At 52.2% G+C, this 14,110-nt stretch carries 13 protein-coding genes; 4 read left to right on the top strand and 9 right to left on the bottom strand.

Features of this window, described 5'->3' with window-relative positions:
- Positions 1 to 20 precede the first annotated feature (20 nt).
- From NSP04_RS05545 to zapD, 3 genes are all read left to right on the top strand, one after another.
- On the top strand, positions 21 to 830 hold the full coding sequence (locus NSP04_RS05545; protein WP_257511349.1) for a prepilin peptidase: 810 nt from the start codon (positions 21 to 23) through the stop codon (positions 828 to 830).
- Positions 821 to 1,465: a dephospho-CoA kinase gene (gene coaE, locus NSP04_RS05540; protein WP_257511348.1), complete on the top strand. Its 645-nt coding sequence runs from the start codon at positions 821 to 823 to the stop codon at positions 1,463 to 1,465. Before NSP04_RS05545 ends, coaE begins: the two co-directional genes overlap by 10 nt.
- Before the next feature lie 120 nt (positions 1,466 to 1,585).
- Positions 1,586 to 2,347: a cell division protein ZapD gene (gene zapD / locus NSP04_RS05535; protein ID WP_371825004.1), complete on the top strand. Its 762-nt coding sequence runs from the start codon at positions 1,586 to 1,588 to the stop codon at positions 2,345 to 2,347.
- Here zapD and NSP04_RS05530 read toward each other — a convergent pair.
- The 5 genes from NSP04_RS05530 to NSP04_RS05510 form a co-directional block, all read right to left on the bottom strand.
- Positions 2,328 to 3,311, bottom strand: a complete 984-nt coding sequence (locus NSP04_RS05530) for a Nudix family hydrolase (protein ID WP_257511346.1) — start codon at positions 3,309 to 3,311, stop codon at positions 2,328 to 2,330. The two genes, zapD and NSP04_RS05530, sit on opposite strands and share 20 nt — an antisense overlap.
- Before the next feature lie 7 nt (positions 3,312 to 3,318).
- A complete protein-coding gene (locus NSP04_RS05525; protein WP_257511345.1) occupies positions 3,319 to 4,185 on the bottom strand; it encodes an ATP-binding protein in 867 nt (288 codons plus the stop codon).
- 18 nt (positions 4,186 to 4,203) lie between these two features.
- Positions 4,204 to 5,433, bottom strand: a complete 1,230-nt coding sequence (argJ, locus tag NSP04_RS05520; protein ID WP_257511344.1) for a bifunctional glutamate N-acetyltransferase/amino-acid acetyltransferase ArgJ — start codon at positions 5,431 to 5,433, stop codon at positions 4,204 to 4,206.
- A 36-nt stretch (positions 5,434 to 5,469) separates the two neighbouring features.
- Positions 5,470 to 8,226, bottom strand: a complete 2,757-nt coding sequence (gene secA, locus NSP04_RS05515) for a preprotein translocase subunit SecA (RefSeq protein WP_257511343.1) — start codon at positions 8,224 to 8,226, stop codon at positions 5,470 to 5,472.
- A 100-nt stretch (positions 8,227 to 8,326) separates the two neighbouring features.
- Positions 8,327 to 9,304, bottom strand: coding sequence for a M23 family metallopeptidase (locus NSP04_RS05510; RefSeq protein WP_257511342.1), 978 nt, complete (start codon positions 9,302 to 9,304; stop codon positions 8,327 to 8,329).
- 71 nt (positions 9,305 to 9,375) lie between these two features.
- Here NSP04_RS05510 and NSP04_RS05505 point away from each other — a divergent pair, with 71 nt between their 5' ends.
- Complete coding sequence (locus tag NSP04_RS05505) at positions 9,376 to 9,825, top strand: hypothetical protein (RefSeq protein WP_257511341.1); 450 nt, start codon at positions 9,376 to 9,378, stop codon at positions 9,823 to 9,825.
- 76 nt (positions 9,826 to 9,901) lie between these two features.
- On the opposite strand, the gene lpxC is transcribed toward NSP04_RS05505, so the two are convergent.
- The 4 genes from lpxC to ftsA form a co-directional block, all read right to left on the bottom strand.
- Positions 9,902 to 10,822 (bottom strand): UDP-3-O-acyl-N-acetylglucosamine deacetylase, encoded by a 921-nt coding sequence (lpxC, locus tag NSP04_RS05500; RefSeq protein WP_257511340.1) that lies wholly within the window; start codon positions 10,820 to 10,822, stop codon positions 9,902 to 9,904.
- A 147-nt stretch (positions 10,823 to 10,969) separates the two neighbouring features.
- Positions 10,970 to 11,473, bottom strand: coding sequence for a peroxiredoxin (locus NSP04_RS05495; RefSeq protein WP_257511339.1), 504 nt, complete (start codon positions 11,471 to 11,473; stop codon positions 10,970 to 10,972).
- Positions 11,474 to 11,624: 151 nt separating this feature from the next.
- Positions 11,625 to 12,794, bottom strand: a complete 1,170-nt coding sequence (gene ftsZ, locus NSP04_RS05490) for a cell division protein FtsZ (RefSeq protein ID WP_257511338.1) — start codon at positions 12,792 to 12,794, stop codon at positions 11,625 to 11,627.
- 65 nt (positions 12,795 to 12,859) lie between these two features.
- A complete protein-coding gene (gene ftsA / locus NSP04_RS05485; RefSeq protein WP_257511337.1) occupies positions 12,860 to 14,092 on the bottom strand; it encodes a cell division protein FtsA in 1,233 nt (410 codons plus the stop codon).
- Positions 14,093 to 14,110: the final 18 nt, after the last annotated feature.

The raw sequence follows: 14,110 nt of genomic DNA, 5'->3' as shown, positions 1-14,110 counted from the left end.
TGAGCAACCTTGAGCCGTCCATGTGGCTGATCTTTAGTGCCTTGCTTGGCCTGTGCATAGGCTCGCTGCTGAATGTGGTGGCCCACCGCTTGCCCATTATGATGCAACGGGCTTGGGATGCAGACCTTGCCGAGGCGCAAGGTCGGGAGCCAGAAGAGCTGCCTGGATTTAGTTTGTTCCTCCCAGCATCGCATTGCCCAGCCTGCAAAACACCGCTGAAGGCCTGGCACAATATTCCTGTGTTGTCGTACTTGCTGCTACGTGGCAAATGTGGGCATTGCCACAGCGATGTCTCGCTGCGTTACCCCATTATCGAACTGCTCTGCGCCGCGTTGTTTCTAACCGTGGCATACCACTACCCGCCAGGAGTGGTTGCATTGGCACTGATGGGATTCACCGCCTCGCTGTTGGTGTTGGCGGTAATAGACCTGGACACCTATTTGCTGCCTGACAGCATTACGCTGCCGCTGCTGTGGGCTGGGTTGCTGTTCAACATGGTTACCGAAACAGTGCCATTGGCAAGTGCCGTTTCTGGCGCAGCATTGGGGTACTCCATGCTGTGGTTGATTTACCAACTGTTTAAACTTGCCACAGGCAAGGAAGGCATGGGATATGGCGACTTCAAACTACTGGCCGCCATCGGCGCATGGCTTGGGATTACCTCCCTTTTCAGTGTGGTGTTGTTTGCTTCTGTTTCCGGCGTTGTGTTTGGATTAATCATTCAATCCATACGGGGAAAGAAAAAAACCGATGCCTTCCCATTTGGCCCTTGTCTTGTGATGGGCGCATTGGCATCAATGGCAGGATTTGATCTCGCGAAATGGATTTGAACCCAGCCATGAGGCAAACCCTTCGAAAACCGGTTCAATGGGTGGTTGGTTTAACCGGTGGCATCGGCTCAGGTAAAACAGCGGTGTCTAACCGCTTGCATGAACTCGGCGCAACAGTGATTGACACCGATGAAATCGCGCACAGCCTGACCCAGCCAGATGGGCTGGCCATTCCCTCAATCAGAACCGCGTTTGGCGACGCGGCTGTTAACGCCGACGGCAGCATGAACCGCAATTACATGCGTGGCTTGGTATTTAAGAACCCTGATCAACGCGTTATTCTTGAAAAAATTCTACACCCCCTGATCCGTGAGTCAGTGCAAAACCGGCTTGACCAAGGCGCGCCCAATTATTTTCTGATCGTGGTGCCATTGTTGTTTGAGAAAGGTGGCTGGAATGAGCTGATGGATGAAATTGTTGTTGTGGATTGTCCAATCGAACAACAGGTGCGCAGGGTGATACAAAGAAACAACTGGACTGAAGAACAGGTGCTGGCTGTTATCAACAACCAAGCCAGCAGAAGTGTTCGAATTGAGGGAGCCGACCACGTGATCGAAAACACGCAAGGCATAACTGAACTGATCGAGAAAATCGACTTTTTGCACCGGAAAATAATAAAAAAAGCACAAAAATGAGCTCGCTATTTGCATGAAAACCACAGGTGCGCCACAATCACGTTTGGCGTAGCTTTTTATTGCGATCACTCGGTGACTCAAGTAACAGACGGACAACAGACCTCTAACCCGGTCACCCAAATCACCACCTACGAGTTTCCACTCAACGAGAGAATTCGCACGCTGCTGCGTCTCGAGGACTTGTTTGCGAAATTTCTTTTCTTTGTGGGTCAAGATCACCGGCTGGACCACCACACCGCGCTTTTAACCTTGTTTGAAATCATTGAGGTGGGTTCCCGTGCAGACTTGAAAAGTGATCTGCTGCAGGAACTGGATCGTCAACGCGCATCGCTTGTCCAATTTCGTGGTCACCCAGGCGTAGATCGCATCATGCTGGAAGAAACACTTTCCAGCATCGACTCCACCGCAACGCAATTGAACCAGTGCAACGGTCGCTTGGGATATCACCTCCGTGACAATGAATTTCTGATGATCATTCGCAGCCGCTGCACCATCCCGGGTGGGGTCTGTGAATTTGACTTGCCCGGCTATCACCGTTGGCAATCACGAACCGCGCAAGCTCGCCGTGTCGATATTGAAACCTGGTTTGAACCCATGCGCCCACTGGCTCGGGCGATTGCGTTGGTGCTAAAAATTCTTCGTCACAGCGGGGAAGTCAACATGGTGACTGCTGAGCAAGGCAATTACACCCAGCAGATGAGTGGCAAAACCTTTCAGTTGCTTCGGGTAGACGTACCCAGCGAGCTGGAAGTGGTACCTGAATTCAGTGCCAACAAATACATGCTTTGGATTCGGTTCAACATTCCGAACGCGAACGGGGTGAGTAAAAACAACCCATATCTCGAGCCCATGTCTTTCAAAATCAGATTGTGCAATCTTTAAAAGCTTTGACGTCAAACTGACTCAGCATGGCCATGCCGTGTGCTCCGTGCCTTCGTGCTTCGTCATTATCAGCCAGACTCAGGCCACCGATCGCAAACACCGGCAGGCGGGAATTTACCGCAATATTTTGGAAGGTCTCCCAACCCAAACCGGGTTGTCCAGGATGCGACATTGTCTGCTTTACGGCACCCAACACTGCATAACTTAAACCTCGATTAAACGCCGCATCAAGCGATTCAGCACTGTGCACAGAAGCCCCCGCGCACTGCAAGTTTGAAAAATCACCTGCCAACAGATGTGGTTCTGTTAAATGCAGCGGACATGGCAGCGCATCTAGATACACCTGGAGACTCATCCAGGTTGCAGAATTCAATAGCATGGCCTGCCCGGTTTCCTGACACAGGCCATAGCAATGCTCAAATGCACGAATCAGCGCCTCTCCGGTCAGCGTCTTCTCTCGCAACTGCACATAAACCGGAGCGTGAATTCTTCGTAAGGCTTGTTCAAGCCGATTGGCACAGGCATCAAAACCCGCTTCGTAATTGCTTAGCGCCATCACGGTGGGCTGCGCCAGCTTGGGCAACAAAGGGGCGGTGGCGGGCAAAATAGGGGAAAGATCTGAACTGTCCAGGCTGGCCCAAGTGAATGCCTGTTGCTCCAGCGATTTTGGCGTGCCCTCAAATGCCCAGACGCGATAAAGGTGCAGGCGCACATTGGCATGCTCGTAATCGTGTTCAATCCGAAACCACGGACCACCTTCGCGGGCCGTAATATCAAGCTCCTCTTTGAGCTCACGAACCAAGGCCTGCCAAACGGTTTCATCGGATTCCACTTTTCCACCCGGAAACTCCCAGTAGCCTGCATATGGCTTGCCCTCAGGGCGGCACCCCCAAAGTACTTGGCCTGCGGAGTTGAATACCACAGCCACTGCAACATCAATACGGGGTTTCAAATGGGAAGTCACGAAAGTTCTACAGGCCTTTGGAGCCAGCCCAATGCTTGGCAAACTGATAAGCTAGGCGGCCGCTGCGGCTGCCCCGCTCAATCGTCCAACGCAAGGCGATGTGCCGAGCTTCATCCGTGAAGGGCATGTTGAAGTGTTCCAGCCACACTTGCACGGCAGCCAGGTATTCGTCCTGGTTGAAGGCATGAAAGGACACCCACACGCCAAAACGATCTGACAAAGACACCTTTTCCTCAATGCCCTCGGCCGGGCGAATTTCGCCATTGTCCAGGTGCTGGGTCTGAAGATTGTCTTTCATCATTTGCGGCAGCAAATGGCGGCGGTTGGAGGTGGCGTAAATCAGTACATTGTCGGAAGTACCTGCGATGGAACCGTCCAGCACGCTTTTCAGGGCTTTGTAGCCGGGCTCGCCATCTTCGAAGGAAAGGTCATCGCAGAACACGATGAAGCGCTCCGGGCGACCATTAACCAAATCGACCACGTCTTGCAGAAACAGCAAATCGGTTTTGTCCACTTCGATCAAGCGCAAGCCTTGTGGCGCATAGCGACTAAGCATGGCGCGCACCAAACTTGATTTGCCGGTGCCGCGTGCGCCGGTTAGTAACACATTGTTGGCAGGCAGGCCTTTTACAAATTGGTGGGTGTTTTGATCGACCTTATCAAGCTGGGGGCCGATGTTTTTCAACACGGCGGCGTCCAGCGATTCAACGGTTTTTACTGGCTCTAGGCGCAATTGCCCTGCACGGTGGTGCAGGCGAAATGCGGTGGAGGCATTCCAGTTGGTGGGGGCTTTCATCACCCCTTGCTCCAAGGCCTGCGCAATGCGGGCCAGTTGCTCCAGAATGGCTTTGCCCTGATCGTGCTGGGTGCTCATGAATGCGCCGCCCGCAATTTAACTGCGGTAGTCCGCGTTGATGGTGACGTATTCGTGCGAAAAATCGGTGGTCCACACAGTGGTGCTGGCAATACCGCGCCCCAGCTGAACCCGCACGGTAATTTCCGCATCATTCATCACGGCCTGGCCTTGTTCTTCGCGGTAATCGGGGTGGCGGCCACCATTCTGCGCTACATATACATCGCCTAAATACAGTTGAATTTTGGTTTGGTCCAAATCTTCAATGCCTGCATAACCCACCGCCGCCAGAATTCGGCCCAAATTGGGGTCAGAAGCGAAGAACGCGGTTTTCACCAAAGGTGAATGACCAATGGCATAGGCCACTTTCAGCGCCTCTTCCTCGGTACCCGCCTGCTCCACTTTCACGGTGATGAATTTGGTCGCGCCCTCACCATCACGAACAATGGCCTGCGCCAGTTTGATGGACTCGACTTTCATCGCTTCAAGCACCGCAGCAGCTTCGGGTTCATTGCCCGTCTGAATGTTCACTGCCATGCTTTTGCCGGTGGCGATTACTACAAAACTGTCGTTGGTGGATGTATCGCCGTCAATTGTAATGCGGTTAAATGATGCATCGGCGATTGCAGTGGTCCACTTCTCAAGCACAGGCTGCGCAATCGTAGCATCGGTGGCCAAATAGCCAAGCATGGTCGCCATATTGGGGCGAATCATGCCAGCACCCTTGGACACACCGGTAATCGTGATTTCCCCGGTACCGACTTTCAATTTGCTGCTACTGGCCTTGGGCAAAGTGTCGGTTGTCATGATGGCGGTAGCGGCATCCAGCCAATTGGCCTTGCCCAATCCGGCCACTGCCTGATTAATGCCCAACAGCAAGCGGTCCATGGGCAGGTTTTCCAGAATAACACCTGTTGAAAACACCAATATTTGCTCAGCCTGCACGCCCAGCAGCTCTGCCACTTTGGCTGTGGTTGCGCGCGCATCAGCCAAGCCTCGCTCGCCCGTGCCAGCGTTGGCGCAACCTGTGTTCACTACCAGGGCACGAATACCCTTGCCCGCTTTCAAGTTGGCTTGGCAAATTTGAACAGGTGCAGCGCAAAACCGGTTTTTGGTGAACACACCCGCCACGCTGCTGCCTTCGGCCACCCGAACCACCAGCACGTCCTTTCGGTTTGGCTTTCGAATCTGGGCCATGGCGTACCCCATTTCCAGACCGTCAACAACAAACAAGGATTCAGCAGCAGGTACGTTCAAATTCACTGGCATGTCAGGCGACTCCTAAGCGCAATCTATTCAAAAATTTCAGGAAATTTTTCCATGGCATTGTTTGTATTTCTTTCCGGACCCACATGGGCAAGGATCATTGCGACCCACTTTGTCGCTAACGCGACGCGGCGCGTTGGGCGCTGCTGCTTCTTGATCAAAACTTTCCGTATTTTCTTCGCCAGTTGCATCGGGGTGCTGGTACTGAATTTTGTCCAGCTGCGACACCGCCTGCTTTTCAATTTGTTGCTCGGCCTGCTCAACCTGCTCAGCAGTTTGAACACGCACAGTCAACAGCACCTTGGCCACTTCGTCTCTAACCCGATTCAGCAAAGCGCCAAACAGTTCAAATGCCTCGCGCTTGTATTCCTGCTTAGGGTTTTTCTGGGCGTAGCCACGCAAGTGAATGCCTTGGCGCAGGTAATCCAGGGCCGCCAGGTGTTCACGCCAGTGGGTGTCGATACTTTGCAACAACAAGGTTTTTTCAAATTTTGAGAAGGATTCCAAACCCACCTGCTGAACCTTGGCGTCATAGGTTTCGTTTGCAATTTCAAGAATGCGCTTCAAGAAATCTTCGTCGGAACTTTTGGCGTCGTCTTCCAGCCATTTGCGAAGCGGCGCCTCGAGTTGGTACTCATTGGAAAGCACCTTTTCAACACCTTCCAGGTCCCACTGCTCTTCAACCGATTCTTCTGGCACATATTCACGGAACACTGCCTCAAGGGCACCATGGCGCAAATTGCCAATGGTTTCCCGGATTTCGGCTGATTCCAGAATTTCATTGCGCTGCGAATAGATGATTTTGCGCTGTTCGTTCGACACATCATCATACTCAAGCAACTGCTTGCGAATGTCGAAGTTGCGCCCTTCCACTTTGCGCTGTGCAGATTCGATGGACCGGGAAACAATCCCCGCCTCAATCGCCTCACCTTCAGGCAACTTCAGGCGTTCCATGATGGCCCGCACCCGGTCTCCTGCGAAAATTCGCAGCAATTGGTCTTCCATGGACAAGTAGAAACGCGATGAACCCGCATCACCCTGCCGGCCAGCGCGGCCACGCAACTGGTTGTCAATGCGTCGGCTCTCATGGCGTTCGCAGCCAATAATGTGCAAACCACCGGCTGCCAACACTTCCTGATTGCGCAACTTCCACTCTGCACGGGCTTTTTCAATCAAGCCAGGCTTTGCGGTTGCATCTATCTCGGCATTGTTCTCAATGCCCGCCAGTTCACGCTCCAGGTTGCCACCCAGCACAATGTCGGTGCCACGGCCCGCCATGTTCGTGGCAATGGTAATGGCTTTGGGGCGACCAGCCTGGGCCACGATCTCGGCTTCGCGCTCATGCTGCTTGGCGTTCAACACGTTGTGGGGCAGCTTTTCTTTTTCAAGGAAAGAAGCGATCAATTCCGAATTTTCAATCGATGTAGTACCCACCAGCACAGGCTGGCCGCGCTCGTAGCAGTCTTTGATGTCTTCGAGAATTGCGTTGTACTTTTCGCGTGCGCTTTTGTAAATTTTGTCTTGAGCGTCTTTGCGCGAAACCGGTCGATGTGTTGGAATGATCACCGTTTCCAGACCATAAATGGACTGAAATTCAAACGCCTCCGTGTCGGCTGTACCCGTCATACCTGACAACTTTTTGTACATGCGGAAGTAGTTCTGAAATGTGATCGAGGCCAATGTCTGGTTTTCGGCCTGAATACGCACACCTTCCTTGGCTTCCACCGCCTGGTGCAAGCCATCGGACCAACGGCGCCCCGGCATCAGGCGACCTGTGAACTCGTCCACGATTATCACTTCACCATTTTGAACTACATAATGCTGGTCTTTGTGAAACAGGTTGTGGGCACGCAGGGCTGCCATCACATGGTGCATCAGGGAAATATTGGCTGCGTCGTAAAGGCTGGCGCCTTCCGGCAACAAGCCCATCTGGCTCAGAATTTGTTCAGCCTTTTCATGGCCAGCTTCACTCATCTGAATCTGGTGCCCTTTTTCATCCACGAAGAAGTCGCCAGGAATTTCTTCCTCACCCGGCTTTTGCTCGCTGGCCATGCGCACAAGTTGCTTGGGCAAGCCATCAAGCTGGCGATACATTTCGGTGTGGTCATCGGCCTGGCCCGAGATGATCAGGGGCGTTCGCGCCTCGTCGATCAAGATCGAATCCACTTCATCCACGATGGCGTAGTTCAAGCCACGCTGTACACGCTCGCCAACGCTGTACACCATGTTGTCACGCAGGTAATCAAAACCAAACTCATTGTTGGTGCCGTAAGTAATGTCAGACCCATAAGCAGCCTGTTTTTGATCGTGCGGCATGCGGGACAGATTGCACCCCACAGACAAGCCAAGGAAGGTATACAGCTTGCCCATCCAGGCAGCATCTCGCGAGGCCAGGTAATCGTTCACGGTGATCACGTGAACACCTTTGCCCTCGAGCGCGTTCAAATAGGCGGGCAAGGTCGCAACCAAGGTTTTGCCTTCGCCAGTACGCATTTCAGAAATTTTGCCTTGGTGCAGCGCCATGCCACCAATCAACTGCACATCGAAGTGCCGCATGCCAAACACCCGAACACTGGCCTCGCGGACTACGGCGAAGGCTTCAGGCAACAAATCGTCCAGCGCCTCGCCATTGCCCAAGCGTTCCTTGAACTCGAGGGTTTTTGCGCGCAGGGCTTCGTCACTCAGTGCCTGAATGGCAGGCTCAAGTGCGTTGATCTGGTTAACGGTTTTACGATAGGTTTTCAGTAACCGTTCATTGCGGCTGCCAAAAAGCTTTTTTAGAGTGTCTGTGATCATAATGTCGGCTGGTTCGACCCTTGAGGGGCCTGAAAGTCAATCGACCGGGTTTTGGGTCCGGTCGATTCCAAAAACAGCCTAGAAGTTTAGCATGCGAAGCCTAGTCCAGCGGGCGGACAGCGCTTTCCGAGAATAAGCCGTTCAAGGCGGCAACTGTAGATGGCCCAGGTCGGGGAAGTCCGTTCTTTTCCAGGAATTTGGTTGGATTTTGTGGAACCCCGTTCACTCGCACCTCAAAGTGCAGGTGTGGGCCCGTTGACCGGCCAGAACTACCTACCAAGGCGATTTTCTGCCCAAGACGCACAATGTCGCCCACCTTCACAAGCAATTTCGAGGCGTGGGCATAGCGCGTGGTGGTCTTGTTGTTGTGTTCGATCTCCACCATGTTGCCATAGCCAGGATGCCATTTCGACTCAACCACTACTCCTGCAGCAGCCGCCAGAATTGGCGTGCCGGTTGGTGCAATAAAGTCGATGCCCTCGTGCACCGAGCGCCGCCCCGTAAATGGGTCAATTCGGTTGCCAAAATTGCTGACTGCAATTGTGTCGGTTAGGGGGGACTCATTGGGAACACTCAGAAATTTCACTCGGGCGCTTTGCAAGTCTGTGTCAATGATGCTGAACACGTCTGCCTGACGTTCAATTTGAGTCGATACAGAAGAGATGGCTGTTTTTACTTCGCGAAAGTTTAGAGATTGCTCGTCTTTTTGCTGCAAACCGCCCTGACCAAGTTGTTCGGTAAGGGTAACCGTGCTGTCGAGCCCGTTTGTTTTCAGAAGGCGCACACTGATCGCATCCAACCGGGCCAGTTGAGCACGCATCTCAGCAAGACGGATCGCCATGGCGTCCAGCGGGCTGCCAGTTTCCGCCACATCGTGGTGTTTCGCCAGTTGACGGGCGTATACAATATCTTGCACTACGGGAATTTCTTCACCGTAACGCGCTGCAATGTAGAGCCCAATCGAAACTAACAAGCCAGCAACGAAGGCCAGCGCAACAAATAACAAAGCGATGTGGCTGGTCTTGATACTGAGTACACTGGTGCGGGAAAAAGGACCCCGCATAAGAATCAACTGCATGTATAAACCTCCTCAATCCGCGTAGCGAACCGAATACACCCGTTTTTAACGGGTTTTAGTGAGAACACAAGGTGAAACCCAAGCATTCCGCATTGTCTCCGTTGGCCAGCCTGATGCAGGAACCACAGACCAGCTCGCTGATCACTCAAGCAGCGCAGTCGCGCCGGCTTGAAAAGATCATCCACACTTGGCCATCCTTGCGAGGAGTAACCTTCAGTGTGGGACCTGTCAAAAAAGACAAACTAAAAATTTTCGTGTCGACCCCGGCGGCGCTTACGCGCCTGAGGCAATCTTTACCTAGCCTGATCCAACATCTTCAAGGCTCGGGCATGAATATAAACGAAATTCAACTGCAAATACAAACCAACCCTTTGATTTCAAAGCAGCTCGACAAACAACCTAAAAAGGCGGTTTTCTCGGAAGCTGCAAAAAAAGCGTGGCTCGACCTTGAAAGTCGGCTTGAAGACTCGCCCCTGAAAGAGGCAACCCAAGCACTCAACAAACATCACAAATTCAAGTAGTTTCTGGAATGTATCCTAAAACCATCTGAAAAAGTTGAGTTTAATACTAGTTAACAATTGTACTTAGATTGTCAATTCAAGCAACCGCCCAATCCGCCCTAAATACAGTAGGAGTTTCCCTGACACTTTCAAAGGTAACCACTTCGTAAGCAGTCCTGTCTTCAATAAGCGCGCGGATAAGCTGGTTATTCAAGCCATGCCCCGAACGGAAGGCCTGATATTCCCCAATAATGGGATGACCAATCACATACAGGTCACCAATTGCGTCCAACACCTTGTGTTTGACAAACTCATCGTCGTATCTCAAACCGTCTGAATTCAGAATGCGGTACTCATCCATAACGATGGCATTGTCGAGGTTGCCACCCAAGGCCAGGCCGAGATTGCGCAGGGTTTCAACGTCCTGAGTAAAGCCAAAGGTGCGGGCTCTCGCAATGTCCCGTGTAAAAGACGTGCGGGAAAAGTCGATTTCGACCATTTGGCCGGTTTTGTCGATTGCAGGGTGACCAAAATCAATTTCGAAGCGCAAGCGAAAACCATCAAAAGGCCGAAGGCTCGCATATTTCAGATTCGAGCCCTCGCCTTCGCGAATCTCGATTTCCTTTTTCACGCGGATGAATTTTTTCAGTGCCGACTGCTCAACCAGCCCCGCCTGCTGAATCAAGAACACAAAAGAAATCGCGCTGCCATCCATGATGGGTACTTCAACAGCGGTTAAATCAATGTAGGCATTGTCTACGCCCAGGCCACAGAGGGCGGACATCAAGTGTTCAATCGTGGAAACCTTGGCACCATCTTTTTCAAGCGTGGAAGCCATGCGCGTGTCCCCAATGGCCAAGGCGTTCACCGGGAAGTCAACCGGCTCAGGCAGGTCAACTCGCCGGAACACAATGCCGGTGTCGGGTGGGGCTGGGCGCAATGTCATGGTGACCCGCTTGCCAGAATGCAAGCCGATGCCCGTGGCACTTAGCACTTGTTTAAGGGTTCTCTGTTTCACTCAACGCTTTCCTTGAATTGTCACCGAAGTGTAACCACCCAGATCAATCAACCCAAGATTTTTCGTGGAGAAAAAACTCCAATTGGGACCAAAACAGGGTAAAAGTGTAGCAAAAGCGCACAATTTACCCTTTATTCACATCGTTTCTTACAGCTGGGAAAGCAGCTTCTCTGCTGAACTTACTTCAAAAACACCTGGCTGATCGAGGTTTAACTGCTTCACCACCCCGTCTTTTACCAACATGGAATAGCGCTGCGAGCGCAAACCAAGACCACGTGCGGTCAAGTCCAGTTCCATACCGATTTTCTTGGTGAACTCAGCAGAACCATCGGCCATCATTCGGACCTTTCCGTCTGCGCCTTGTGTTTTGCCCCAGGCGCCCATTACAAACGCGTCATTCACGGAAATACACCAAATTTCATCCACGCCCTTGGCTTTGAAAGCATCCACATGGTCGATAAAACCCGGGACGTGCTTTGCGGAACAAGTGGGGGTGTACGCACCGGGCAGCGCCAGAATCGCAATGGTTTTTCCGGCAGTTTCCTTTTGCACGTCAAATGCATTGGGACCCAGCGAGCAACCACCGGTTTCCTCGTGCATGAATTCGAACAATGTTGCGCTGGGCAGCTTATCGCCAATTTGAATTGTCATTTTTATACTTCTCCTAAAACCTTAAAATACACCACACAAGCGACCCTGGGTAGATCGCGAATCTGCAGTCTTCGGCAAAACTGCAAACATCACCCACAACCAACCGAGGGCTTGATAGGACATCGCTTGTGTTCATTGACTAAAACAACTATCAATCGGCTTGGCGGCGCAGAAACGCAGGAATGTCAAAACGGTCCATGCCACTGTCTTGCAAGGCCTGAACACGTGAAGCTGCGTTGTCTCGCGGATTACGGAACACGGCCGGAATGGCGTAATCCGTTTCACCTTGCTGACCACTAACGGCATCAAACGTACCCGTGCGTGCCATGGGCTGGTATTGCTCAGCCTGCACCAGTGTTGGCTTGGCAACCTTGCGGCCCAAACCTGTTGCCACAACGGTTACGCGCAGGTCGTCGCCCATGGTTTCGTCGTAGGCGGTACCAAAAATCACGGTGGCATCTTCAGCGGCATAAGCACGAATGATGTTCATGACCTCTTTGGTTTCTTTCAACTTCAAGCCCTTGCTTGAAGTAATGTTCACCAACACGCCGCGCGCGCCTGACAAATCAACACCTTCCAGCAATGGCGAAGCAATGGCCTGTTCAGCCGCTTCACGCGCACGCTCGGGGCCGTTGGCCGTTGCAGTGCCCATCATTGCTTTGCCCACTTCAGACATGATTGTTTTCACGTCTTCGAAGTCGACGTTTACGTTGCCTTCCACATTGATGATTTCAGCAATGCCGGCACATGCGTTGTGCAGCACGTCGTCGGCAGCAATGAAACAGTCTTCCTGAGTTGCATCGTCGCCAACCACTTCCAGCAACTTTTCATTCAACACGATAATCAGGGAATTCACTTTGCTGGACAGTTTTTCCAAGCCTTCTTCAGCAGCCTTGCAACGCTTGGTGCCTTCGAATTCAAATGGCTTGGTAACCACTGCCACGGTCAAAATGCCCAGCTCTTGAGCCACTTCTGCCACAACAGGTGCTGCGCCCGTGCCTGTGCCACCACCCATACCGGCAGTAATGAACACCATGTGTGCACCGCGCAGTGAATCACGAATGCGGTCACGGTCCTCTTCAGCTGCCTGACGGCCCGCTTCCGGTTTGGCACCTGCACCCAAACCAGTTCGACCCAATTGAATCAGCACATTTGCCTTGGTTTTTGCCAAAGCCTGTGCATCGGTATTGGCGCAAATGAATTCGACGTTTTGAACGCCTTGCGCAATCATGTGGGCCACCGCGTTACCGCCTGCGCCGCCTACACCTACAACTTTAATGACAGTACCTTGGGTTTCTGTCTCGAGAATTTCAAATGACATGGTGTTTGCCTCCTATCTAGCAAAAATTAAGATCGCCGAAAAAACTGAATTTAAAAAAACCAAATTTAAAAATTACCTAAAAACCACTCTTTCATTTTTTGTACGGTTTGCTTCAAACCACCGCCTTGTGAAGCCACACGGCGACCGCGTAAATGCTGGGCACGCGCTTCATACAAAAGTCCCATTGCGGTGGCAAATCTTGGGGTGCGAACCATGTCCGCCAAACCGCCGGTGTAATCGGGCACGCCAATACGCACAGGTTTCATGAAAATGTCTTCGCCCAGCTCTGCGATGCCAGGCATCAAACTGGTGCCGCCGGTCAACACAACGCCAGAAGACAATAATTCTTCGTAACCAGATTCACGCAACACTTGTTGCACCATCAAGAACAACTCCTCAAGCCGTGGTTCGATGACAGCGGCCAACGCTTGTTTTGACAAAGTTCGTGGATCACGTTCGCCAATTCCCGGCACATCAATTTTTGCGTGCGGGTCGGCAAGTACTTGCTTGGCCACGCCATGACGAATCTTGATTTCTTCCGCATCGGGTGTTGGCGTGCGCAGGGCCATCGCAATATCGTTGGTGATTTGATCTCCAGCAATTGGAATTACTGCCGTGTGGCGAATGGCGCCACCGGTGAACACTGCAATGTCGGTGGTGCCACCGCCAATATCGATCAACACAACGCCCAACTCTTTCTCATCTTCGGTCAGCACCGCCATGCTGGAAGCCAAGGGCTGCAACATCAGGTCTTGCACTTCAAGGCCGCAGCGGCGCACACACTTCACAATGTTTTGCGCTGCAGAAACCGCACCAGTCACAATGTGCACGCGGGTTTCCAGTCGCACGCCACTCATGCCCAATGGCTCGCGCACATCTTCCTGGCCGTCCACAATAAATTCTTGCGGTAGCACGTGCAGAATTTGCTGGTCGGTGGGTATGTTCACCGCCTTGGCGGTTTCAATCACACGGGCTACATCGGCCTGCGTCACTTCACGTTCTTTGATAGCCACCATGCCTGAGGAGTTAAAACTGCGAATGTGGCTACCTGCGATGCCGGTTAGCACAGTTTTAATTTTGCAATCGGCCATCAACTCGGCTTCTTCCAATGCCTGCTGAATGGAATGCACAGTCGACTCAATATTGACCACAACGCCTTTTTTCAATCCGCGTGATTCGTGCTGTGCAACACCGATTACTTCAAATCGGCCATCTGGCAACAGCTCTGCAACCATCGCCACTACTTTTGCAGTGCCTATGTCCAGCCCAACTATCAAATCTTTTGGCTCTTTGTTCATGGTGCCCAGTTTCAATTT

This window comes from Limnobacter parvus (assembly GCF_024623725.1).
GTDB classification, from domain to species: domain Bacteria; phylum Pseudomonadota; class Gammaproteobacteria; order Burkholderiales; family Burkholderiaceae_B; genus Limnobacter; species Limnobacter parvus.
Note: the sequence above shows the minus strand (reverse complement) of the source record. Positions and strands in the feature narration are given on the sequence as shown.